Here is a 24,098-nt window from a genome sequence, read left to right as displayed (position 1 = left end):
AGGCTCTCCGGTCGTGAGAAGAAGGGAACCGCTGGGTCAACCTCGCCCGCCGCTGCGGCACGGGCCGCCTCGTCCGGGATGGGAGCCACGCTCCCGCTTGCTTGTCGCAGGCGCGCTCCCCGCACGCCTGCGCGCCCGGCCTTCCCACCTGGGCGCTTACCGCTGTTGCGTGGTCCGGCTGGCTAGCCCGTCGCGGGGACCACCTGTGCAGGCGGGGCGGAACACCACGCCGGCCTGCCCGCGCCGGAGAAACTCAGCTTGCGTTCGTGCATGGCGATGACCGAGTCGCGGTGGGCGACGCTGATCACCGTGCAGCCCGGCAGCCGCTCGCGCAGTTGCCGGTAGAGCAAGGCCTCGGTGTCCTGGTCCAGGGCCGAGGTGGCCTCGTCCAGGAACAGCGTCTGCGGGCGCTGCATCAGCACGCGCGCGAACGCCAGGCGCTGCTGCTCGCCGGGCGAGAGCCGCTTGCTCCAGTGATCGACCTCGTCCAGGCGCTGGGCGTGATGCTCCAGCCGGCAGGCGCGCAATGCGCTGACGCAGCTTTGGTCGTCGAAATCGGCGCTGTCGCCCGGGTAGCACAGCGCCTCCTTCAACGAGCCGATGGGCACATAGGGCCGCTGCGGAATGAACATGCTGCGCCGCCTGCGCGGCATCTCGATGCGGCCGTGTCCGTGCGGCCACAGGCCGGCCAGCGACAGCAGGAACGTGCTCTTGCCGCAGCCGGACGGCCCCACGATCACGCAGCTCGACCCGGCCTTGATGTCCACCGAGACCGGCTCGCCCAGCGCGCGCCCGTCCGGGCATTCCAGCGCCAGCGCATAGGTGCGCAGCACCTCGTCCTGGCTGTCGGCCACGACGATGTCGTGGCGCGCATCGTGCGCGTCGAGCGCGTGGTCCAGTTCGACCAGGCGCGCCAGCGCGGCGCGCACGTCGGCCAGCTCGGTGTAGTTCTGGATGAACCACAGCAGGCCGATGCGGGTCTGGTTGCAGGTCTGGTGCAGCCGCGTCAGCTGGCCGAGCGAGAGACCACCGGCGAAATAAGCGCCGGCGCCGAGCATCCACGGCAGCAGCTGCACGCCCTGGTTGCCGGTATCGGTGGCCAGATTGACGCTGAAGGTATGGCGCACGACCTTGCGCCAGTTCTGACGGATGCGGACGAAGGCGCCACCCAGGCGACGACGTTCGGACGCCTCGCCCGCGTAGAGCGCGATGGGCTCGGCGTTCTCGCGCACGCGCACCAGGGCGAAGCGGTAGTCGCCCTCGCGCGCCTGCTGGCGGTAGCGGGCACGCAGCAGCGGCCGCCCCAACCATTCGACCAGGCCGGTGCTGAGCAGGCAGAAGCCCAGGAACACGAACACCACCAGCCCGGGGATGGCGACCTGCTGCCCGGCCACGGTGAAGGCGATATCGCGCGAGAGGTTCCACAGCACGCCGGTGAAGACCACCACCACGCCCATCTGGTGCAGGAATTCGAAGCCCTTGGTCACGCCCTTTTCGGTCAGGATCTGCAGGTCCTCGGACAGGCGCTGGTCCGGGTTGTCGATGCTGCCGGCGCGGTCCATCCGGTAATAGGCCTTGCGCTCCAGCCAGCGGTCGGAGAAATACGCGTTGAGCCAGGTGCGCCAGCGCATGTAGAGCAGCTGCATCAGCCACTCCACCACGGTATGGGCCAGCACCCAGGTGGCCATGACGACGCCGGTGAGGATCAGCTGCCGCCAGAACACGCTGGCCTGGCGATCGCCCAGCGCATCGAACATCACCCCGTAGATGCGGTTCTGCAGCAGGCCCTGGTAGACCATCACCCCGTGCAGCGCGGGGATGGACAGCAGCAGCAGCCAGGCCATGAGCCGGTCGTCCGAGCGCCAGTAGCCGCCCAGCAGGCGCCAGAGCTGACGCGCCGGGACCTTCGGCAGGTGCCTTTCGTCGTGGTCGGTGTCGTTCATCGAGGCTCCGTGGCAACGGCAGCGGGCAGAGCGCGATGGCCCCAGGTGGCAGCGCACCGCGCACTGGTCGCCTGGAAGGCGGCCAGCACACCGGGCGTCTGCGAAAGCGTTCCCCTTCTCCTCGGACGGCCCCTCCGCCGGTCCGGTCCTTGTCCTTCATCCTCCGCTGCGGCGTCCCCCCGCCGCAGCGTCGGTGGCCTGCGCGTGCTGGCGGCTGGCCGGGCACCTGCGGCCCGCGTCGAACGCGGGCCGCGGGCGCGCCGTCATTCCGCCAGGCGCAGGCCGGTCCTGCCTCAGGCGGCCAGCACGGTGAAGCCGGCGTCGGTGATCACGTGCTTGATCGCCTCCACGTCGATGCCGGCCTCGTCGAAATCGACGGCGACCTGCTTGGTCTCCAGCACGATCTGCGTGGCCTGCACGCCATCGGTGCCTTCCAGCACGCGCTTGAGGCGGCCGGAGCAGCCTCCGCACTTCATGCCGTCTACGGTCAGTTCGATATGCATCTTGAGGTTTCCTTGGGTGTGGGAGGTGGGACTTGGAGGCGGGCCTGCCAGGGCGGGCCGATCATTTCGGACGCCAGCGGTTGAGCAGCAGCGAGTTGCTCACCACCGAGATCGAGCTCATCGCCATCGCCGCGCCGGCGATGACCGGATTGAGCAGGCCGAAGGCGGCCAGCGGGATGCCGAGCACGTTGTAGAAGAAGGCGAAGAACAGGTTCTGGCGGATCTTGCGCAGCGTGGCGCTGGACAGGTCGATGGCGGTGGCCACGTGGCGCAGGTCGCCCTTGACCAGCACCACGTCGGCCGCCTCGATGGCGATGTCCGAGCCGGCGCCGATGGCCAGGCTCACGTCGGCCGCGGCCAGCGCCGGCGCGTCGTTGATGCCGTCGCCGACCATGCCCACGTGCCCGCCCTGCGCCTGCTGCAGGCGCCTGACCTCGTCGGCCTTGTGCTGCGGCAGGACTTCGGCGAAGTAGCGCGTGATCCCGGCCTGGCGCGCGATCGCCTCGGCGGTGTGGCGGTTGTCGCCGGTCATCATCACCACGTCCACGCCCATGGCCTGCAGCCGGCGCACGGCCTCGCGCGAGGTGTCGCGCAGCTGGTCGGCGATGGCGATGAAGCCGGCGGTCACGCCGTCCACCGCGATACCGACCACGGTCTTGCCCTGCGCCTGCACGGCCTGGGCGCGGGCTTCCAGCGCGGTGCTGGTGCGGGCCTGCTCGGCCGCCAGCCAGGCCGGCGAGCCCAGGATCGCCTGGCGCCCGTCGATCACGCCGCGCACGCCCTTGCCCGGGATCGTCTCGAAGTCGGTCACGCCCGCCGCCTGCACGCCGGCCGCCTCGGCGGCCTTCATGATCGCCTTGGCCAGTGGATGCTCCGAGCCTGCCTCCAGGCTGGCGGCCAGCCGCAGCAGCGCGTCGCGTTCGGTCTGCGCGCCGGGCAGCAGGTCGGTCACCTGCGGCCGCCCTTCGGTCAGGGTGCCGGTCTTGTCGACCACCAGGGTCTTGAGCGCGCGGGCGCGTTCGAGCACCTCGGCGTTGCGGATCAGGATGCCGGCGCGCGCGCCCATGCCGGTGCCGACCATGATCGCCGTCGGCGTGGCCAGGCCAAGCGAGCACGGGCAGGCGATCACCAGCACGGCCACCGCGTGCACCAGCGCGACGGAGAAGGTGCCGGTCACCAGCCAGGTGACGGCCAGGGTCAGCGCGGCGATGGCCACGACGACGGGGACGAAGATGCCGGCGATCCGGTCGACCAGATGCTGGATCGGCGCCTTCGAGCCCTGCGCCTCGTCGACCATGCGGATGATCTGGGCCAGCATGGTGTCCGCGCCGATGCCGGTGGCGCGCGCGCGCAGCATGCCGTACTGGTTGACCGTGGCGGCGAACAGCCGGCTGCCGGGTTCCTTGTTCACCGGCATCGACTCGCCCGAGAGCATCGCCTCGTCCACGCTCGAGGTGCCGCTGAGCACTTCGCCGTCCACCGGCACGCTTTCGCCCGCGGCGACCACGAACACATCGCCCACCACCAGGCTTCCGGCATCGACCTCGACCAGCTTGCCGTCCCGTTCGACCTTGGCGGTCTTGGGCTTGAGGTTGAGCAGCGCGCGGATCGCCGAGGAGGTCTTGCGCTTGGCGCGCGCCTCCAGCAGGCGTCCGAGCAGGATCAGGGTGATGATCGACGCGCTGGCTTCGAAGTACACATGCTGGCCAGGCAGGTCCAGCACCGTCACCACCACGCTGTACAGGTAGGCCATGGACGTGCCCAGCGCCACGAGCACGTCCATATTGGCCGTGCCGCTGCGCAGCGACTTGAAGGCCGCTTTGTAGAAACGCGCGCCGATCCAGAACTGCACCGGCGTGGCCAGCACCAGCTGCAGCCAGCGCGGCAGCAGCTCGGCGTGGTGGCCGCCCAGCGAGTGGCGCAGGTTGGCGAAGTCGAACATGGTGAACATCTGCGCGAACAGCGGCAGGGTCAGCACCACCGAGGCCACGAACATCCAGACCTGGCGGCGCCAGGCCGCGCGTTCGCCGGCCTCGCGCGCGGCCATCTCGGCCTCGCCGATCTCGCGCACCTCGCTCGCGCCGAAACCGGCCTTGCCGATGCGTTCGACGATCTGCGCCACGTCGACCACGCCCGGGGTGTAGTCCACCCGCGCCTTGGCCGAGGCGAAGTTGACGTTGCCGGCGATCACGCCGGGCGTCTTGGCCAGCACGCCCTCGATGCCGGCCGCGCAGGCGGCGCAGCTCATGCCGGTGATCTCCAGCGCCACGGTTTCCGGCGGCACAGAGAAGCCGGCCTTGTCCAGCGTCTCCACCAGGGCCTGCGGCTGGACCTGGGCGCGGTCGTACTGCAGCTGCACGCGTTCGCTGGCGAAGTTGACCGTCGCCTTGACGCCCGGATGCTTGTTGAGCAGTTTCTCGATCGTGGTCGCGCACGCCGCGCAGGTCATGCCGCGGACCGGGAAGTTCAACGTGGTGGCTGCCGCCTGACTCATGGATCGTGTTTCCTGTCTGTGGGTTCCCCGCCGCAGCACGAGGCCGGCGCGGGCGAAGGCGCGGCCGGCGCGTCGTTCGCGTCGGGCGGTGCCCCGTGGATGCTGGAGAGGATCGGGCAGCCTTCCGGCTCGCCGCAGCCCGGGCAGGCGTCGATCAGCCGCGCCAGGGCGTCGCGCATCTCGGTGAGCTGGGCGATGCGCACGTTCAACTCCTGCAGGCGCCGGCTGGCGCGCTGCTTGACGCCTTCCACGCCGTTGACGCGGTCGGATTCGAGCGCGAGCAGCTCGCGGATCTCCTCCAGGCTGAAGCCCAGTTCCTTGGCGCGCAGGATGAAGCGCATGCGCTCGACCGACTGCGTGTCGTATTCGCGATAGCCCGAGGCGCGGCGATAGGCGGGCGAGAGCAGCCCCTCGCGCTCGTAGTAGCGGATCGTGTCGATCGCCACGCCGGACTGCTGGGCCAGCACGCCGATCGTGAAGTGGGAACGTGGCGGTGTGGAGTTCATGGGTTGGACCCTAAGAGGTGGACCTAAGTCCAGAGTCAACGTGATTGTTGCGTCGCGCAATCGACATTCATTATTTGTTCATTTTGCGAACGACGACGCGTCGTGCAGCGCCTTGTGGAGTGGGCTCCAGGGTTCTTTCCTATCTGGGGGCATCCGCGGCGGTCGTGTTGCCGATGCGGTTCTCTTGGTTATCCTGCAGCCATCCCCTCGCTTGCTCCGCAATCGCCTTGTCGCTGCCGTCCGCTCTCCTGCGCCTGCTGCTGTGCACGATCCTGCTGCTGAATGGCGCAGGCGACGCGGCCGCGCGCGCCTGGGCGCAGGCGGCGGCGAATGCGCACGGGCCGGTCGCATCGTCGGCATCGCACGGCCATGATGCGCACGCGTCGATGCACCATCGGCCCGGCCACGCGCAGGCCGATTGCCAGATGCACCTGCGCGCCGCGCCGGCCTGCGGGCAGGCGATGGAGGGCGCGCACCAGCAGCATGGCGAGCACTGCTGCGCTTCGTCCGAATGCCACTGCGCCGCGGCCTCGCAGGTCATCGTGCCGGCGCTGCCGACCCTGGTGCACCCGCACGCGCCCGCCAGCCGCACGCTGGCCTTCGACGCGAGCACGCGCGGCGCGCCCGCCGTGCCGCCCCTGATCCGCCCCCCGATCCGCTAGCGCCCGCTCGGCCGCGTCCGTCGCGGCCTGGATCGCAGTCGCAGCCCGGCTTCGGCCTGGCGCGCTGCGCCTGCACTTCGTGCCGCATCGGCACGGCTTTCGATCGAGGCGCATATGCCATCACGCTTTTCCTCCGGGCCCGATCGGGTCCCGGACCCCTCCCGCCGTACCTTCGTCACCGGCCTGGCGCTGGGCGGCGCCACGCTCGGCCTCGGGCTGGCGCGGGTGCCCGCCTTCGCCCAGGACCGCCTTGCGGCCGCCAACGAACTGCGCGGCACCGCATTCGACCTGGCCATCGGCGCCAGCCGCGTCAACTTCACCGGCCGCGAGCGGCCGGCGATCACCGTCAACGGCCGCCTGCCCGCCCCGTTGCTGCGCTGGCGCGAGGGCGACACGGTCACCATCCGCGTCAGCAACCGCCTGGCCGCCGGCACGCAGGCCTCGGTGCACTGGCATGGCCTGCTGCTGCCGGCCAACATGGATGGCGTGCCGGGCCTGAGCTTCGACGGCATCTATCCGGGCGAGGCCTATCTGTACCGCTTCAAGCTGCGCCAGTCGGGCACCTACTGGTACCACAGCCATTCACTGCACCAGGAACAGGCCGGACTGTACGGGCCGATCGTCATCGAGCCGGCCACGCCGCCGCCGTACCACTACGACCGCGAGCACGTGGTGCTGCTGTCGGACTGGACCGACCTGGATCCGGCCGCGCTGTTCCGGCGGCTCAAGAAGATGCCGTCCTACGACAACTACTACCAGCGCACGGTGGGCGACTTCGTGCGCGATGCGCGACGCGACGGACTCTCGGCCACGCTGGCCGACCGCGGCATGTGGGGCCGGATGCGGATGACGCCCAGCGACCTGTCCGACGTCAACGGCCACACCTACACCTATCTGATGAACGGCACGACGCCGGCGGCCAACTGGAGCGGCGAGTTCCGCCCGGGCGAGAAAGTGCTGCTGCGCTTCATCAACGCCGCCAACATGACCTATTTCGACATCCGCATCCCGGGCCTGAAGATGACCGTGGTCGCGGTGGATGGGCAATACGTCCATCCGGTCAGCGTGGACGAGTTCCGCATGGCGGTGGCCGAGACGGTGGACGTGATCGTCGAGCCGCGCGGCCAGGACGCCTACACCGTCTTCGCCCAGGACATGGGCCGCACCGGCTACGCGCGCGGCACGCTGACCACCCGCATCGGGCTGGAGGCACCGATTCCCGCGCTCGATCCGCGTCCGCTGCTGAGCATGGGCGACATGGGCCACGACATGGGCGCGATGGGCGGCATGGACCACAGCGCCGCTGGACACGACATGACCGGCATGCCGGGCATGGACCATGCGGCGATGGGGCACGGCGACATGGCCGGCATGGATCACTCGGCCATGGGCGGCGGCATGGCGGGCATGGATCACGGCACGACGGGCCATGGTGCCGGCGGCATGCCCGCGCATCCGGCCAGCGAGACCCGCAATCCACTGGTGGACATGCAGTCGATGGCCACCGCGCCCAAGCTGGACGACCCCGGCATCGGCCTGCGCGACAACGGCCGCAGGGTGCTGACCTATGCCGACCTGCGCAGCGTGTTCGACGATCCCGACGGGCGCGAGCCCGGGCGCGAGATCGAGCTGCACCTGACCGGGAACATGGAGAAGTTCGCCTGGTCGTTCAACGGCATCCCGTTCGCCAGCGCCGAGCCGCTGCGGCTCAACTACGGCGAGCGCGTGCGCATCGTGCTGGTCAACGACACCATGATGCAGCACCCCATCCATCTGCACGGCATGTGGAGCGATGTGGAGGATGCGCAGGGCCGGTTCCAGGTGCGCAAGCACACCGTGGACATGCCGCCGGGCACGCGCCGCAGCTATCGCGTGCGCGCCGACGCGCTGGGCCGCTGGGCCTACCACTGCCACCTGCTCTACCACATGGACGGCGGCATGATGCGCGAAGTGCGGGTGGAGGAATGAGCATGCAGACCTTCCCGCGCACCGCACTGGCCCTCGCCCTGGGCCTGCTCCTTTCGTCGCCGGCGCTGGCTGGCCAGACCACCGCAGAGACACCGCAGGCAACTTGCAGACAGGCCGCGCAGCGGCAAGCCAGTGGACCACCTTCGTCCTCGCCATGCCCACACATGTCGAAGCAGCACGCCTCGTCCATGGGAGGCGCCGCGATGGACCACGCGGCGATGGATCACGCGGCGATGGATCACTCCTCGATGGATCACGCCTCGATGGACCACTCGATGATGGCTCACGTCGCAATGCAGGAACCGCGCGAGCCCATTCCGGTCCTGACCGACGAGGATCGCGCGGCCGCGTTCCCGAAGCTTGCGCACGACACGATGGCGCACGGCTCGACGCTCAACTGGCTGGTGCAGATCGATCGCCTGGAAGCCTGGAACGCCAGCGACGCGCATGGCCAGGCCTGGGAGGCCAGCAGCTGGATCGGCGGCGACGTCAATCGCCTGTGGCTGCGCAGCGAAGGCGAGCGCAGCGAGGGACGCACCGAATCCTCGGACCTGGAGATCCTGTACGGCCGCAGCGTCACGCCGTGGTGGGATGTGGTCGCCGGCGTGCGCCAGGACTTCCGCCCCCGGGACGGCCGCACCTGGGCCGCGCTCGGCGTGCAGGGCCTGGCCCCCTACAAGTTCGAGGTCGCCGCCACCGCGTATCTGGGCAGCGGCGGCCAGTTCGGCGCGCGCCTGGAGGCCGAGTACGAGCTGCTGCTCAGCAACCGCCTGATCCTGCAGCCGCGCATCGAGGCCGACCTGTCGGCCAGGGACGATCCGCGCACCGGCCAGGGCAGCGGGCTCAACAGCGTCGAGGCCGGCCTGCGCCTGCGCTACGAGGTCACCCGCCGCTTCGCGCCCTACATCGGCGTGAACCACACCCGCCATTTCGGCGGCAGCGCCGATGCGGCCGACCACCCGCGCGAGACCGCGCTGGTGGCCGGCGTGCGCGTGTGGTTCTGAGGTTTCCGTTCTTCTCCCACCCCAAGAGGCTCTCCATGAAACATCCGTTCTTCGCCGTCTCCCTGATCTGCGCCGGCCTGCTCGCCGGCGCCGCCTGGGCCGGCCCGCAGGCGCACCAGCACGGCGACCATGCCGCCCCGGCCCAGGGCGACTTCGCCGCGCTGGACAGGAACCACGACGGCTTCATCGACAAGGCCGAGCTGCCCAAGGACCATCCGCTGGCGCCGCACTTCGGCATGATCGACATGGACCGCGACGGCAAGCTCAGCCCCGCCGAGTACGACGCCGGCCTGAAGATGCTGCGCTGAGGCCAGCGCAGTCCAAGGCGCGCCTGGCGCGTCGGGACGCATGACCGACGCGCCGGGCACGCCACAACGCGCACACGAATCCTCGCCGCGCGCCTACAGCTCGATCCGCTCCAGCGAGATAATCCCGCGCTGCAGGGCGATGGTGACCGCGTGCGTGCGATCGCGCGCGCCGAGCTTGGCCATGAGGCTCTTCATGTGCGCCTTGACGGTCTGCTCGGAGATCGACAGACGCTGGCCGATGGCCTTGTTGGTCAGGCCGCTGGCGGCGGCCGACAGGACCACCGTCTCGCGCTGGGACAGCCCGTCGTCGGCCACGTGGCAGGCGATGCCCTCGGCGATGTGCATCGGCATGCGCGGACGCTGGCCGGCGTGGACCGCGCGGATGGTGTCCAGCAGATCGTGGCGCAGCATGTCCTTGAGCAGGTAGCCGGCCGCGCCGGCCTGCAGCGCACGCACCGCGCGCGCATCGCCGCTGTAGGTGGTCAGCACCAGGATGCGCGCGCCCGGATCGCGCTGGCGCAGCTGGCGGATGGCTTCCACGCCGTCCATGCCGGGCATCTGCAGGTCCATCAGCACCACGTCGGGCGCCAGCTGCGCATACCGCTCCAGCGCCTGCTGCCCGTCGCCGGCCTCGCCCAGCAGCCGCATGTCCGGCTGCGCCTCGAGCATGGCGCGCAGGCCATCGCGCAGCAGCGGGTGATCGTCCACCACCAGCACGCCGATCGGCGATCGCATCAGTCCTCCTCCCGTGAATGCCGGCGCGGGCGCTGCCACCAGCGCTGACGGGCGACAGCGTAGGCGTGCGCGGCCGGGATCGAAAGGGCGATCTCCGTGCCCCGCTGCGGCGCCGACCAGACCTGGAGCGTGCCGCCGATGCGGGCGGCGCGCTCGCGCATGCCGCGCAGGCCGAAGCGCGCGCCGCCGGATGGCGCATCGGCGGCCATGCCCAGGCCGTCGTCGCGCACGCGCAGGTGCAGGGCGTCGCGGCCGTAGCCGATCTCCACTTCGATGGCACTGGCCTGCGCGTGCCGCAGGGCATTGGTCAGCGCCTCGCGGCCGATCAGGAACGCTTCCTCGGCCACGCACGTCGGCAGCGCGCGCGGCTGGCCCTCGACCAGCAGGCGCAGGCGGGGCGAGGCGCCATCGGCCAGGCGCTCGCCGACCGCCGCCAGGCGTGCGCCCAGCTCGATCCCGGTGTCCTCGCCGCGCAGGCCGACCACGCGGTCGCGGCCCTCGCGCAGGGTGGATTCGGCCAGTTCCAGCGCGCGCTCGACCTCGTGGCGGACCGGCTCTGTCGGCGGCAGCCGCTGGTTGGCCGCATGCAGGCGCAGCACCAGGCCCTGCATGCCCTGCAGCAGGGTGTCGTGCAGGTCGCGGGCGATGCGCTCGCGCTCGCCGTGACGCTCCTCCATCCGCGCCTGCCAGCGGGCGGCCAGCGCGCGGCTGCGCAGGGCGATGACCGCGGCGATGGCCAGGGCCAGCAGCACCAGCAGCGCCGCGCGGAAGAGCCCGGTCTGGGTCCACGCAGGGCGGATGGCGAAGCCGGCCCGGACCGGCGTGCTCCACACGCCGTCCTCGTTGGCGGCCATGACCTCGAACACGTAGCGTCCCGGTCGCAGGTTGGCGTAGCGCACCTGCGCCAGCTCGCCCATCTCGCGCCAGTGTTCGTCCACGCCACCCAGCCGGACCCGGTAACGGACCCGGTCCGGGCGCGCGAGGCTGGCGGCCGAGTAGTCCAGCTCCAGTTCGCGCGTGCGCTTGGGCAGGACCAGACCGTCCACCAGCGGCTGGCGGCCCTGGCCCGCGACCACCTCGCCCAGGCGGGCCTGCGGCGCGACCGGGTTGCGGGCGATGGCGTTCACGTCCAGCCATGCCAGCCCCTGGTTGCTCGCCATCCACAGCACGCCATCGTGGCCCAGCGCCAGCGTGGGCGCGGCGTTGGCCTGCAGTGCCACACCGGGCAATCCATCGATGGCGTCGAAGACGCGCGCACGATCCAGCGGCAGGCCGGTGGCCGCGCTGCGCCGCAGATCCCCGGGCGTGATCCGCACCAGCCCGCGCAGACCGTACAGCCACAGATCGCCCGTTCCCTGGCGCACGATGCCGCTGACGCCGAGCAGCATCTCCTCGCGCGGTCCGCGCACGCGGGTGTAACCGCCGTTTGCATCGGCCAGCGCCAGCCCCTCCTCGCCGGCCACCAGGGTGAGCGCATCGTCGCGGTAAAGCCCGGTGATCGGCCCGACGCCGGCCTGCGACACTCGGGCCGGACCCTGCGCATCCCCGCGCAGCACGGCGACGCCCCCATCGGGATAGCCGACCAGCACCTCGCCGCGCGCGTCCGCCCGCAGCGTCGAACAGCGCCTGGCGGGCAGGCGCGTCTCGCGCTCCCAGCCTTGGCCGACATTGCGCAGCACCCCGCCAGCGCTCGCGCATGCCCACACGCCCTGCGTGGCCTGGGTGAAGGCCGACACGTCGCCGGGACTGGCGTCGGTCACGGACCCGGCCGGTGCGGGCGGATGCGCTGCACGCACGATCGGACCGCCCTGCCACCTCCAGACCAGCGCCGCGTCCTGCGCCGGCATCGGGCGTCGCCCGCCGCCCAGCGTGGCCAGGCTGGTGCGGTCCAGCGGCCAGACGATGCCGTCCTCGCCATAGGCACGCACCTGGCCGCCGGGCAGCGTCGTCAGCGTGTCCGGGGCGTCGCCTCCCGGCCAGGGCAGGCGATGGATCAGGTGCCGGCGGAACCGCGACAGGCCCAGGTTCGTCCCCACCCAGAGATCGCCCTCCAGGTCTTCCATGATCGGAGAGGCATAGGTCGAGGGCAGGCCCTGGGCGATGTCGAAGCGTTCGAGACGCGGCGTCGGCCCGGACCGCTCCCAGCTCAGCCGCACGATCCCACCGCCGCCCAGCACGCTGGCCCACAGGCTGCCATCGCGCTGGAACGCGAAGCGCTGGAGCCGCAGCTGCGGCAGCGCGCGCCGCCGCCGCGCGTCGGCCGGCAGCAGCCCGGCACGATCGGCCACCGGCCACAGCCCCTGCTTGCGATCGGCCACCCACACCGTGCCGTCAGGCGCCTGCGCCAGCGTCGCATAGCGCCCAAGGGGCACGCCGGCGTCGGCGAAGCGCTGGCCCGCCGGCGGCAGGTACAGCAGGCGGTCGGCCGTGGCCACCCACAGCACGCCGCGGTCGTCGCACAGCACCCAGTACGCCTCACCCGCGGCGAACCCCTGGCCCGCTTCGGGCGCGCGCCAGCGTTGCCCGTCGAACCAGCGCAGGCTGTCGCCGTTGGCCACCCACCAGCGCCCGCGCGCGTCGCGCGCCATCGAGAAGGCGATCCCGGCGGGCAGGCCCTGCTCGAGGCCGTAGCGCTGCAGCGTCCGGCCCTGCAGGTGGAACACCCCGGCATCGTAGGTGCCGGCCCAGACACCGCCGGCACCGTCGTCCTTGACGACCGTGAGGTTGTTGGACGGGAAGGACTGGCCCGGCGGCGGCGGGGTACGCATGAAGCGCTGCCCGTCGAAGCGGTACAGCCCGCTGCCGGTGCCCAGCCACAGGGCCCGGTCGCTGCCCTGGAACATGTCCCAGATGTCCGCGGGCGCGCCGCGCCCCAGCGTCCAGCTGCTGTGGTCGAACCCCGACAGCGCCGCGTCGGGGGGCGTGTCGCCGGCGCGCGCGTCGCGCGGCCACAGGCAGGCGAGGAGCAGCCACGCCGAGCATGCGCGGATGACCCATTCTCCTCGATGTCGCCGCACGCTGAAGCCCGCCATGGGCCGATTGTGTCAGGACGGGGTGAGGTCCTGACGCCTCTTTCGAGGGATGCGCACGGCGCATGGACCATGCGCCCATCGCGGGCGGAGGTGGACATGCAGCGACTGTTCTCGATGTTTCCGGACCGGGGGCCCGGCGTGGGCCTGCTGCTGCTGCGCGTGGCGCTGGCGATGGCGCTGTGGCAATCGCACACGCCGGGCAGCGCCGCGTGGACCGGCGTGGCGCTGGCGGCCGGCCTGCTGCTGATGTCCGGGTGGATCACGCCCCTGGCGCTGCTGCTCGCCTGCGCGCATGCGCTGGCGCACCTGGCCCTGGACCAGGCGCCGACCCTGCTGCTCATCGCCGGCATGGCCCTGCTCGGGCCCGGCGCCTACTCGCTGGACGCACGCCGCTTCGGCCGCCGCGTGCTCCGCCCGGCCGCGCCTTCCCCCGAAAGAGGGAGTGGCGGACGCAACGAACGAGGGTAGGCGAAGATCCGGCGCTGGCGACACGATGGCCCTTCCCACCGCGCCTGACCGCGCGGCACCTTTCGCCCCACGAGGACTTAGCATGTCGCATGATCCGCACGATCCGCTGCTGTTCTCGCGCCGCCAGACCCTCCAGGCCGGTGCGGCCCTGATCGCGACCGCCGTCCTGCCGGCCATGGCCCTGCCCCGACCGGTCCCATCCCCCACCTCAAAAGGAATCCCGCCCATGACCAGCAGCTACGTCCAGACCAAAGACGGCGTCCAGATCTTCTACAAGGACTGGGGCCCGCGGGACGCCCAGCCGATCGTGTTCCACCACGGCTGGCCGCTGTCCTCCGACGACTGGGACGCGCAGATGATGTTCTTCGTGCAGCACGGCTACCGCGTGGTCGCCCACGACCGCCGCGGCCACGGCCGCTCGGCCCAGGTCAGCGAAGGCCACGACATGGACCACTACGCCGCCGACGCCTCGGCCGTGGCCGAGCACCTGGACCTGCGCAACGCCGTGCATATCGGCCACTCCACCGGCGGCGGCGAAGTCGCGCGCTACGTGGCCAAGTTCGGCCAGCCGCAGGGTCGCGTGGCCAAGGCGGTCCTGGTGAGCGCCGTGCCGCCGCTGATGCTCAAGACCCCGGCCAGTCCGGAAGGCCTGCCGCTGGAGGTGTTCGACGGCTTCCGCAACAACACCGCGGGCAACCGCGCGCAGTTCTTCCTCGACGTGGCGTCCGGACCGTTCTACGGCTTCAATCGGCCCGATGCGAAGGTCTATCCCGGCGTGATCCAGAACTGGTGGCGCCAGGGCATGATGGGCAGCGCCAAGGCGCACGTCGAAGGCGTCAAGGCCTTCTCCGAGACCGACCAGACCGAGGACCTCAAGGCCATCACCGTGCCGACCCTGGTGCTGCACGGCGACGACGATCAGGTGGTGCCGATCCAGGCTTCGGCGCTGAAGTCGATCAAGCTGCTCAAGAACGGCACGCTCAAGGTCTACAAGGGCTACCCGCACGGCATGCTGACCACACACGCCGACGTCATCAACCCGGACCTGCTGGCCTTCGTCAAGGCCTGAGCCGGCGCGTGGGGGCCGGCATGCCGGCCCCTCGCGCAACCGCCACGGCGCCATTCACCAGGCACCGGGGCCTGCCGCCGTCGCGCGCCCGATGCCCGACAAGCGGCATGCGCCGCCGGAGTGGTCGGACTGCCGTCCGACCCGCGGCCCGCTTCAACGGATTTCCAGGCGACGCACCGGCACCTCGCCTCATCAGGAGGAGCAGTCGATGACGCAGCACTTCCCTCCCACCGTCGTGCTGGTGCACGGCGCCTGGGCCGATGCTTCCAGCTGGCGCCCCGTCATCGCGCGGCTGCTGCGCGCAGGGCTGGACGTGGTCGCGGTGCAGAACCCGACCACGTCGCTGGCCGATGACGTGGCGGCCACGCGCCGCACCCTCGCGGCGATCGACGGGCCGGTCGTCCTGGTCGGCCATAGCTGGGGCGGCACGGTGATCACCGAGGCCGGCCACGATCCGAAGGTGCGCGCCCTGGTCTACGTGGCGGCGTTCGCGCCCGATGCCGGCGAATCGACCGGCGACCAGGTCGGCCAGCACGCACCGCCGCCGGGGCTGGGGGGTGTGGTGCCGTTCGGCGAGGGGTTTCTCAAGATGGGCCAGGCCAGTTGGATCGCCAACGTCGCCCAGGACCTGCCCGAGGAGGAGGCGCGCGTCCTCTCCGTCGTGCAGACGCCGCTCGCGCTGACCACGTTCGACGACAGGATCGGCCATCCCGCCTGGCGCGACCGACCGACCTGGTATGTGGTCTCGACCCGGGACCGCGCGGTCAGCGTCGAGCTGCAGCGCGCGCTGGCCGCGCGCCTGCAGGCCCGCACCACCGAACTTCCCGCCAGCCACATGTCGCTGCTGTCCATGCCCGACGCGGTGGCCGAGGTCATCGCGCAGGCGGCAGCCGCGATCTCCGCGTCGCCCGCGTAGCCGCCGTCGCCGGCGCGCAGCACGGGGGCCACCGAAGGATCCCCCAGCGAGGCGACCCACCGCGGCTCGCTCGGGAGAAATGCCCAGGTCCAGGCAGCGCGAGGCCACTATCCGGCGCCAGGGGCACGGAACCGGCTGAGATTCCTATAGTATCGGCCCGCTGCGAGCGCACCTGCGCCTCGCGGCTCATCCAGAAAGAGCGGTTCCGCTCAAGCCATGGCACTGACAGGGAGTTTGTATGGTGAACAGGATGTTGTGCTTCGCGGGGCTGTTGGCCCTGTCCTCGGTGGCCCGCGCAGGCACGTGCGAAGACGATTTCGAGGCGCTGGGCGACGCCCGAAACGGCCTGGTCTTCATGGGGTCGATACAGAAACCAGGAATGAGCGTGAGCAGCGCCCTGGGGCAACTGCAGGAGATCGCGCGCGGCAAGAGCTACCAGATCGGCAACGAGTCGATCACCGACGCGTCCGGCGAACTCGTCTTCACCCAGACCAACGTCAGCCCGCCCATCGTGATGCGTGCGCAGGCCGACAGCACTGGCCAGGTGTCGTTGGGCACGAAGCTGGGCCGCGGGCAGCAGGTGGACGTGGAGAACGCGCGCAATGAAATCTGCTTGATGCTCAACATGCTCAAGCCCGGCAAGGAGGGCGAGGCGATCGCTGCTTCGGCACGCGCCAGGCACGAGGCAGGCCAGCAGGTCATCGACGCGGAAGCTCCCAAGCTGTCGGCGGAGATCGGCGGCGATATCCAGAAGACGATGGCCGGGGTGAACAACCAGGGGCAGCTCAAGAAGCTTCTCATCGGCTCGTACGACAAGATTGCGACCCAAGGCGAACGCAACCAGGCGTTCGCCCCCATCGTCGCCAAGTACCAGGGGCGCAAGTACCGGATCGACGGACAGGTCTATACGGTGTCGACCCAATACAACGGGGATATGCAGGTCGCCTACCTGGTCACGCAGACCAAAGGACTGTTCAAGGTCCGCCAGCGCTCGGACTACAACAATCTCAACTTCGGCATCACGTGCACCCTGGCCCCCGATCAGGCGAAGTTCTTCCTGACCCTGTCGGGCGGCGACTGGGTCAAGCTGAGCGGCACCGTGAGCGACATCACCCCGAATGGCATGGAACTGCGCGACTGCCGCCAAGCCAACTGACCTGGATGCCGTCCGGCGGCACGCATGGCGTCGCGGCGGCTCCCGGCCTTCCGTCATGCCGCTTCGGACACCCCCGGTCAGCGTAAGCCGAACCGGGAAGGCTCCGGTTTTGGTCCGGCGATCGCAGCGCGGCGATCTGTGGGGACCGCGCCGCACGCAGCGGAGCGGTAGCCGCCGGGGCGCTCAGTTCGCTTCGGCGGCGGCTTCGGCTTCGGCCTCGATGCGCCGGCGCAGGCGGCCGGCGCGGACCAGGATCGCGGGCGGGCGCGTTTCCTCGGGGATGCTGAGCAGCTTGAGCCGGCGCAGCGCCTGACCCGGCCCGCGCGCGGAGGTCAGGGCCACGATCGGGATCGACAGCACCAGCCCGGCGATCACCGGCGACATCCACAGCGCCAGCGACGGCGAGACGAAGTACGCCGCCGCGCCCATCAGCAGCCCGAACACGGTCAGCCCACCGTAGCGGCGCACCAGCAGGCCCCACGGCATCGAGCCGTCGTCGCGGCGCTGCGCGTCCCAGCCCGAGTCCTTGCCGGCCAGCACCTCGGCCACGCCGCGCGACTGCACGTACATCACGATCGGCGCCATCAGCGCGGCCAGCACGCTCTCGATCACGATGCTCACGATCATGCGGAACCAGCCGCCGCAGCCGCGCCGCACCCGGCGGTCGGCCAGCACCGCCAGGTAGCCCATGACCTTGGGCGCGAACAGCGCGAACATCGTCGCCTCGAACACGTACAGGATCCGGTCCGGGTCGAGCGAGCGCCAGTAGCTCACCGGCGAGAAATGCGCCAGGTCCGACAGGCTCAGCAGCGTGCCGGCCTGCTCCAGCGGGATGGCGATGCCGATCAGCATCATCATCGCCCACATCGGCGCGGTCAGGTAATGGCCGATGCCGATCATGAAGTGGGTGCGGCTGATCCAGTGCAGGCCGCGCGTGGGCAGCACGCCGACGTGCTGCAGGTTGCCCTGGCACCAGCGGCGGTCGCGCACCAGCAGGTCGGTCAGCGACGGCGGACCCTCCTCGAAGCTGCCGCCCAGCGCCGGGGTCATGTGGCAGGCCCAGCCGCCGCGGCGGATCAGCGCCGCCTCGACGAAGTCGTGGCTGAGCACATGGCCCTTGAACGGGCGGATGCCGCCGAGCTTGGGCAGGCCGGCATGATCGGCGAAGGCCTGGGTGCGGATGACCGCGTTGTGGCCCCAGTAGTTGCTCTCGGTGCCGTGCCACCAGGCCACGCCGTGCGCGATCACCGGGCCGTAGACCCGCCCGGCGAACTGCTGCATGCGCGCGAACAGTGTGCTGCCGTTGACGATCAGCGGCAGCGACTGGATCAGCCCCACGTCCGGGTGGGTCTCCATGCCCCAGGCCAGGCGCACGATGGTATCGCCGGTCATCAGGCTGTCCGCGTCCAGGATCAGCATCTGCGGATAGGCCGCGCCGAAGCGACGCACCCACTCGGCGATGTTGCCGGCCTTGCGCTCGGCGTTGTCCGCGCGGTGGCGGTAGTAGAGGTTGGGCGCGCCGCCCAGGCGTTCGCGCAGGCGATGGAATTCCTCCACCTCGTCCATGCGGATCGGCCCGCGCGTGGTGTCGGAGAGGATGAAGAAATCGAAGCGGTCGATATGCCCGGTCTCGCGCACCGACTCGTAGATCGCCTGCAGGCCGGCCATCAGCCGCTGCGGCTCCTCGTTGTAGGTGGGCATCAGCAGCGCGGTGCGCACGGTCGGCGTGGGCAGCGGATCCTCCGGGCGCAGGCCAAGGCGGCGACGGCGGCGCGTGACGATCAGCAGGAAGCCCGCCAGCGCGCTGCAGAACGACAGCGACACCCAGGCGAACAGCAGCGCGAACAGGGTCAGGAACACGCCTTCGAGCAGATTGATGCCGTCGGTCGCCATCACCCGGAACATCTGGAACAGGCCGGCCAGGGTGATGGCCAGGGTGCCGCCGAAGATGTAGAAGCGGCGCAGCGCCATGTTCGGCGGTGCCGAGGGCATGGGCGGGCTGCGCAGCTTGCCGGTGCGCAGCGACTGCTGTGGCATCTCCAGCGGCGCCGGTGGCGGCAGCAGTTCGTAGGCGAAGGCCTGCTCGTCGATGACGTGCTCGGGATACGGCACGCGGATGGGTTCGGCGATCTTCATTCGGTGCGGCGCGCGGGGCCAGGCTGCGGGAGAGGGATCACGCGCGCGATCGCCACGCTGGCGTGCAGGCGCAGCGGAAGGGAGACGACAGGGTCGGACGCGGGGACATGCGCGAAAGAATACAGGCGCCGGCGCGCTTGGCGAATCCGATCCGCCGGCGAAGGCGACTCGGGCCGCGGCGCGGACAGGGGGCGTTGCGGGAAGACCGCGATGGAGACACCGCAGTCGGCGGCGTTGGCACGCACGCAGACTCCTTGTTGGGGGGACAAGAACGCCGATGCTAGACGATGGAACGTTAGGGTTTCGCCGGACCGGCGCGCGTGCCGCCGCCCAGAACGCGACAGGCCCGCCGATGGCGGGCCTGTCGTGGATCGCCTCGCGGGGCCTGGACGGCCCCGCGCCTGGCTTGGATCAGTCGATGTCCAGGAAGCTGCGCAGCGTCTCCGAGCGCGAGGGATGACGCAGCTTGCGCAGCGCCTTGGCCTCGATCTGGCGGATGCGCTCGCGGGTGACGTCGAACTGCTTGCCGACTTCCTCGAGGGTGTGGTCGGTGTTCATGTCGATGCCGAAGCGCATGCGCAGCACCTTGGCCTCGCGCGGGGTTAGCCCGGCCAGCACGTCGCGCACCGTTTCCATGAGGTTGATGTTGGTGGTGTTCTCGATCGGGGACTCCACGTTGGTGTCCTCGATGAAGTCGCCCAGGTGCGAGTCCTCGTCGTCGCCGATCGGGGTCTCCATGGAGATCGGCTCCTTGGCGATCTTCATGACCTTGCGGATCTTGTCCTCGGGCATGTCCATCTCCTTGGCCAGCTCCTCCGGCGTGGCCTCGCGGCCGTACTGCTGGAGCATCTGGCGGGAGATGCGGTTGAGCTTGTTGATCGTCTCGATCATGTGCACCGGAATACGGATGGTGCGCGCCTGGTCGGCGATCGAGCGGGTGATCGCCTGGCGGATCCACCAGGTGGCGTAGGTCGAGAACTTGTAGCCGCGACGGTATTCGAACTTGTCCACCGCCTTCATCAGGCCGATGTTGCCCTCCTGGATCAGGTCCAGGAACTGCAGGCCGCGGTTGGTGTACTTCTTGGCGATGGAGATCACCAGGCGCAGGTTGGCCTCGACCATTTCCTTTTTGGCCTTGCGCGCCTTGGCCTCGCCATAGGCCATCTGCCGGCTGATGTCCTTCAGGTCGGCCAGGGTCAGGTACATCGCCTGCTCCACCTCGATGGTGGCCTGCTGCTGGGCGATGATCTGGTCCTTGACCTCACGCAGGCCCGAAGACCACTTCTGCTTGCGCTTGAGCGCCTCGTCGACCCATTCCAGGTTGGTCTGGTTGCCTTCCCAGGAGCGGATGAAATCCTTGCGCGGCATCTTGGCGGTGACCGTGGACAGGTGCAGTACGCGGCGCTCCTGGTCCTTGATCTGCTGCAGGACGTCGCGCACGTGCTTGACCAGGTTGTCGGTCAGGGCCAGCGGCAGCTTCAGGGTGACGAACACCTCGGCCATCTCGGCGCGCAGCTTGGCGCCGGCCTTGCTGTCGGCACCGCTCTTGGCGTAGCCCTTCTTGAACTTGGCCATGGCGGCGGCCATCACTTCCATGCGGCGCGCCACTTCCTCCGGGTCCGGACCAGTCGGGCCGGCTTCCTCTTCGGCGCCGCCCTCTTCGTCCTCATCCTCGTCGTCGGTGTCGGCATCGGCATCGGCGTCGCTGACGTCGGCCGCCTCGACCGCGGGGGCCTCCGGCTCTTCGACGATGTCGTTGAAGCCCACGACCACCTCGGCCAGGCGCTTCTTGCCGGCCTTGTGCAGCTCGTAGTCCTCCAGGACCATGTCCACGATCGACGGCAGCAGGCCCAGCGAGGCCTGCACCTGGCCCAGGCCTTCCTCGATGCGCTTGGCGATGGCGATCTCGCCCTCGCGGGTCAGCAGCTCGACCGTGCCCATCTCGCGCATGTACATGCGCACCGGGTCGGTGGTGCGGCCACCCTCGGTGTCCAGCGAGGTCAGCGCGGCGGCGGCTTCCTCGGCGGCGGTCTCGTCGACCTCGCGGTTGCCGCTGGCCTCGCCGGCCAGCAGCAGGGTCTCGGCATCCGGCGCCACTTCATGGACCTGGATGCCCATGCCGTTGATCATGCCGATGATGTCTTCGATCTGCTCCGGATCGACCATGTCGTCAGGCAGGTGATCGTTGACCTCGGCATAGGTCAGGTAGCCTTGTTCAAGGCCCTTGCTGATCAGCAGCTTGATGTCGGATGCCTGGGCAGGACGTTCGTTGGCCATGAGTGCTTGCGCCGCCTAAAAGAAAGGTCTGGAGAACCACGTATTATACCAGCCGGACCGCGTCCAGTCTGGATTTAGTGGGGCTTGTGCAGCTGTTTTCGCGGCAGCTCAGGGCCGCAGCAGGAAAGTCACCGGGCCGTCGTTGACCAGGTCCACCACCATATGGGCGCCGAAACGCCCGGTTTCCACCCCCCCGTGCCGCGCCCGGCAGACCTCCACCAGCCGGTTGAAGCCGCGTTCAGCCTCTTCAGGCGGGGCGGCGGTGGTGAAGCTGGGCCGCATGCCCGAGGCCGTATCGGCCGCCAGGGTGAACTGGCTGACCAGCAGCAGGCCGCCGCCGGTGTCGGTCAGCGAGCGGTTCATCCGCCCGGCGTCATCGGCGAAGACCCGGTAGCCCAGCAGGCGCTGGGCCATGCGCTGGATCTGCGCCTCGCCGTCGCCCGGCTCCAGCCCGACCAGGGCCAGCAGCCCGGGGCCGATCGCGCCGACGGTCTGGCCGTCCACCGTCACGCTGGCGCGGGTCACCCGCTGGATCAGCGACAACATCGGCTGGGATCTCCTCGGGGCGCCGGTCTCGGCCGCCCAAGGTGCGGACGCGGGCCGGGCTTTGCAATCCCCGCCCGGTTGACAGCGCCGATAGACTGGCGCGATGAAGCCGCACCTGCTGGCCGCTGGCGCCTACCGCGCCGCCGCCGCCCTCACCTCCCTGCCCTGGCCGCTGCTGCGCCGCCTCGCCGATGCGCTGGCCTGGACCTGGGGCCGGCTGGACGCGCGCGAGAGCCGGGTGGCCCGCCGCAACCTGGAGCTGGCCTATCCCGAGCTGCTGCCCAGCCAGCGCGCCGACCTGCACCGGCGCATCCTGCGCGGCACCGCGCGCCAGGCGCTGGAGACGCTGCGCTTCTGGACCCGGCCGCACGCGCGGAACCTGGACGCGCACCTGCGCCAGCGCCACGGCCAGGACCTGTACGACGCAGCGCTCAAGTCCGGGCGCGGGGTGATCGTGGCCGCGCCGCATTTCGGCAACTGGGAGCTGCTGAACCAGTGGCTGGCCTCGCGCGGGGACATCGCCATCGTCTACAAGCCGCCGGCCTCGGCCGCCGGCGACGCCTTCCTGCAGCGCGTGCGCGGGGCGGAGAACATCCGCCAGGTGCGCGCCGAGGGCCCGGCCGTGCGCCAGCTGTTCAAGGTGCTCAAGGAAGGCGGCGCGGTCGGCATCCTGCCCGACCAGCAGCCCAAGGCCGGCGATGGGGTGTTCGTGCCGTTCTTCGGCGTGCCCGCGCTGACCATGACCCTGGTCAACCGGCTGGCCGAGCGCACCGGCGCCATCGTGCTGCTGGGCTGGTGCGAGCGGGTGGGCAGCGGGCTGGATTTCGCCCTGCACGTCGAGCCGACCCCGCCGGGCATCGGCGACGCGGACCCGGTGGCGGGCACGGCGCTGCTCAACGCGCAGATCGAGCGCGTGGCCCGGCGCGACCCGGCCCAGTACCAGTGGACCTACAAGCGCTATACGCTGCGCCCCCCTGGCAGTGGCGAGACCGACCCGTACTGGACCGCCAGGCACCCGCACTGACGGCCCATGCCCGCATCGTTCCGCTGGCGTGGCCGTCGCCGCACGGCGGATCGGCGAAAATGCCCAACAGGCCGCATTCGATCCATCGCACGCCGCCCCCGTTCCTCGCCCCGCCGCTGATTCCGACCGCCATGACCGCTTCCCACCTCCACCTCGCCCTGTTCGGCCATCCCGCCGCGGTGGCGTGCGAGCGGGCGGCCGCCGAACTGCGCGCGGGCCGGCCGCTGCGCGTGGTCGATGCGCAGGGCGGGCAGACCGCCGTGCTGGCGGTGGACACCGCGTCACCGGACAGCTTCCACGGCTTCCTGGAGGCCAGCGGCGGGCGGGCGACGCTGTCGATCGGGCCGATCCGCGCCGGCGTGCTCGGCCTGGACGCGCCGCAAGGGGCGCGTCTGGCGCTGGACGGGCGCTTCGATCAGCTCGCCGACCTGAGCTATCTGCCGGCCCAGCCGCACGGCGACGCCTGGCACCCGGCCAACGCCCGCGATGCCGCCGGGTTGCAGCTCGCGCGCCTGGGGCTGCTGCTGCCGGCGCTGGTGGTGCACGACCTGGAGGCGCAGGCCGGTCCGTTCGACGCCTGTCTGGCCATCACCCTGGACCAGGTCGAGGCCGGCCAGGCCGACGCCGGGCAGGACTGGGAGGAAGTCGCCAGCACCCGCGTGCCGCTGCGCGGGCTGGGCGATGCGCGCTTCGTGGTGTTCCGCGGCGGGGTGGCCCAGCGCGACCAGGTGGCGATCATCGTCGGCACCCCGGACTTCAGCCGGCCGGTGCCGGTGCGGGTGCATTCCTCGTGCCTGACCGGCGACCTGTTCGGCTCGCTCAAGTGCGACTGCGGCGACCAGCTGCGCAACGGCCTGGCCAAGCTGGCCGAACTGGGCGGCGGCGTGCTGCTGTACCTGGACCAGGAAGGCCGCGGCACCGGGATCGCCGCCAAGATGCGCGCCTACGGCTACCAGCACCTGGGCCTGGACACGATCGATGCCGACGCGCTGCTGGGCTTCGGCCCGGACGAGCGCCGCTACGGCACCGCCGCGGCCATGCTGCGTGGCCTGGGCGTGCATCAGGTGCGGCTGCTGAGCAACAACCCATCCAAGGTCGAGCGCCTGCGCGCGGTCGGCGTGGAAGTGGTCGAACGCCTGCCGGTCACCGGCCGCATCACCACCGACAACGAGCAGTACCTGCGCACCAAGGCCGCCCGCGCCGGGCACGCGCTGGACGTGGACGCGCTGCTGTCTTCGCTGTCCTGATTGCGGGCGGCTTTCAGGATCGTCATTCCTGCGAAAGCGGGGATCCGGTGCCTTTGGAGGTTGTGCGTAAACTCCATGGGTTCCCGCTTGCGCGGGAACGACGC

General features: G+C 70.6%; 18 protein-coding genes and 1 pseudogene. 10 read left to right on the top strand and 9 right to left on the bottom strand.

The window, feature by feature from the left end; all coding sequences use genetic code 11:
- Positions 1-182: 182 nt before the first annotated feature.
- The 4 genes and pseudogenes from LAJ50_RS04645 to LAJ50_RS04630 form a co-directional block, all read right to left on the bottom strand.
- Positions 183-1,943 carry an ABC transporter ATP-binding protein/permease gene (locus LAJ50_RS04645; RefSeq protein WP_130550758.1) on the bottom strand — a complete coding sequence of 587 codons (1,761 nt, stop codon included), beginning with the start codon at positions 1,941-1,943 and terminating at the stop codon, positions 183-185.
- Positions 1,944-2,236: 293 nt separating this feature from the next.
- A complete protein-coding gene (locus tag LAJ50_RS04640) occupies positions 2,237-2,446 on the bottom strand; it encodes a heavy-metal-associated domain-containing protein (RefSeq protein ID WP_224096475.1) in 210 nt (69 codons plus the stop codon).
- 61 nt (positions 2,447-2,507) lie between these two features.
- Positions 2,508-4,940: a heavy metal translocating P-type ATPase gene (locus tag LAJ50_RS04635; RefSeq protein WP_130550757.1), complete on the bottom strand. Its 2,433-nt coding sequence runs from the start codon at positions 4,938-4,940 to the stop codon at positions 2,508-2,510.
- A gap of 107 nt (positions 4,941-5,047) precedes the next feature.
- Positions 5,048-5,446: pseudogene (locus LAJ50_RS04630) on the bottom strand (heavy metal-responsive transcriptional regulator); the annotation flags it as partial.
- Between the two features lie 227 nt (positions 5,447-5,673).
- Between LAJ50_RS04630 and LAJ50_RS04625 the strand changes: the two are divergent.
- The 4 genes from LAJ50_RS04625 (at position 5,674) to LAJ50_RS04610 (ending at position 9,388) form a co-directional block, all read left to right on the top strand.
- The gene (locus LAJ50_RS04625) at positions 5,674-6,108 is read left to right on the top strand and encodes a CopL family metal-binding regulatory protein (RefSeq protein ID WP_130550755.1); all 435 of its coding nucleotides are present in this window, start codon (positions 5,674-5,676) and stop codon (positions 6,106-6,108) included.
- A gap of 114 nt (positions 6,109-6,222) precedes the next feature.
- Entirely contained in the window at positions 6,223-8,076 is a 1,854-nt protein-coding gene (locus LAJ50_RS04620) for a copper resistance system multicopper oxidase (RefSeq protein ID WP_130550754.1), read from the top strand.
- A gap of 164 nt (positions 8,077-8,240) precedes the next feature.
- Positions 8,241-9,080, top strand: coding sequence for a copper resistance protein B (locus tag LAJ50_RS04615; protein ID WP_224096474.1), 840 nt, complete (start codon positions 8,241-8,243; stop codon positions 9,078-9,080).
- 35 nt (positions 9,081-9,115) lie between these two features.
- A complete protein-coding gene (locus LAJ50_RS04610) occupies positions 9,116-9,388 on the top strand; it encodes an EF-hand domain-containing protein (protein ID WP_130550752.1) in 273 nt (90 codons plus the stop codon).
- Between the two features lie 93 nt (positions 9,389-9,481).
- Here LAJ50_RS04610 and LAJ50_RS04605 read toward each other — a convergent pair whose 3' ends face one another.
- Together LAJ50_RS04605 and LAJ50_RS04600 are read right to left on the bottom strand one after the other, a co-directional pair.
- Positions 9,482-10,123: a response regulator transcription factor gene (locus LAJ50_RS04605; protein ID WP_130550751.1), complete on the bottom strand. Its 642-nt coding sequence runs from the start codon at positions 10,121-10,123 to the stop codon at positions 9,482-9,484.
- The gene (locus LAJ50_RS04600; RefSeq protein ID WP_138654275.1) at positions 10,123-13,155 is read right to left on the bottom strand and encodes a sensor histidine kinase; all 3,033 of its coding nucleotides are present in this window, start codon (positions 13,153-13,155) and stop codon (positions 10,123-10,125) included. The genes LAJ50_RS04605 and LAJ50_RS04600 overlap by 1 nt, the downstream gene beginning before the upstream one ends.
- Positions 13,156-13,251: 96 nt before the next feature.
- On the opposite strand from LAJ50_RS04600, the gene LAJ50_RS04595 reads away from it, so the two are divergent.
- The 4 genes from LAJ50_RS04595 to LAJ50_RS04580 all read left to right on the top strand — a co-directional run bounded on the left by LAJ50_RS04595 (position 13,252) and on the right by LAJ50_RS04580 (position 16,764).
- A complete protein-coding gene (locus LAJ50_RS04595; protein ID WP_138654277.1) occupies positions 13,252-13,623 on the top strand; it encodes a hypothetical protein in 372 nt (123 codons plus the stop codon).
- Between the two features lie 226 nt (positions 13,624-13,849).
- A complete protein-coding gene (locus LAJ50_RS04590) occupies positions 13,850-14,692 on the top strand; it encodes an alpha/beta hydrolase (protein WP_224096542.1) in 843 nt (280 codons plus the stop codon).
- A 208-nt stretch (positions 14,693-14,900) separates the two neighbouring features.
- The gene (locus LAJ50_RS04585) at positions 14,901-15,608 is read left to right on the top strand and encodes an alpha/beta hydrolase (protein WP_138654281.1); all 708 of its coding nucleotides are present in this window, start codon (positions 14,901-14,903) and stop codon (positions 15,606-15,608) included.
- Positions 15,609-15,849: 241 nt separating this feature from the next.
- Positions 15,850-16,764 (top strand): hypothetical protein, encoded by a 915-nt coding sequence (locus LAJ50_RS04580; RefSeq protein ID WP_138654283.1) that lies wholly within the window; start codon positions 15,850-15,852, stop codon positions 16,762-16,764.
- Positions 16,765-16,947: 183 nt separating this feature from the next.
- Here the strand turns inward: LAJ50_RS04580 and mdoH are convergent, their stop codons facing one another.
- The 3 genes from mdoH to dtd form a co-directional block, all read right to left on the bottom strand.
- Complete coding sequence (gene mdoH / locus LAJ50_RS04575) at positions 16,948-18,900, bottom strand: glucans biosynthesis glucosyltransferase MdoH (protein WP_130550745.1); 1,953 nt, start codon at positions 18,898-18,900, stop codon at positions 16,948-16,950.
- A gap of 411 nt (positions 18,901-19,311) precedes the next feature.
- Positions 19,312-21,177 carry an RNA polymerase sigma factor RpoD gene (gene rpoD / locus LAJ50_RS04570; protein WP_130550743.1) on the bottom strand — a complete coding sequence of 622 codons (1,866 nt, stop codon included), beginning with the start codon at positions 21,175-21,177 and terminating at the stop codon, positions 19,312-19,314.
- Between the two features lie 108 nt (positions 21,178-21,285).
- The gene (dtd, locus tag LAJ50_RS04565; protein ID WP_130516857.1) at positions 21,286-21,723 is read right to left on the bottom strand and encodes a D-aminoacyl-tRNA deacylase; all 438 of its coding nucleotides are present in this window, start codon (positions 21,721-21,723) and stop codon (positions 21,286-21,288) included.
- 103 nt (positions 21,724-21,826) lie between these two features.
- On the opposite strand from dtd, the gene LAJ50_RS04560 reads away from it, so the two are divergent.
- Positions 21,827-22,747: a lauroyl acyltransferase gene (locus tag LAJ50_RS04560; RefSeq protein ID WP_138654285.1), complete on the top strand. Its 921-nt coding sequence runs from the start codon at positions 21,827-21,829 to the stop codon at positions 22,745-22,747.
- A 131-nt stretch (positions 22,748-22,878) separates the two neighbouring features.
- Positions 22,879-23,994 (top strand): GTP cyclohydrolase II RibA, encoded by a 1,116-nt coding sequence (gene ribA, locus LAJ50_RS04555; RefSeq protein WP_138654287.1) that lies wholly within the window; start codon positions 22,879-22,881, stop codon positions 23,992-23,994.
- Positions 23,995-24,098: the final 104 nt, after the last annotated feature.

The organism is Pseudoxanthomonas sp. X-1 (genome assembly GCF_020042665.1).
Taxonomy (GTDB): Bacteria; Pseudomonadota; Gammaproteobacteria; order Xanthomonadales; family Xanthomonadaceae; genus Pseudoxanthomonas_A; species Pseudoxanthomonas_A spadix_A.
This window is presented reverse-complemented; position numbering and strand designations above follow the sequence as displayed.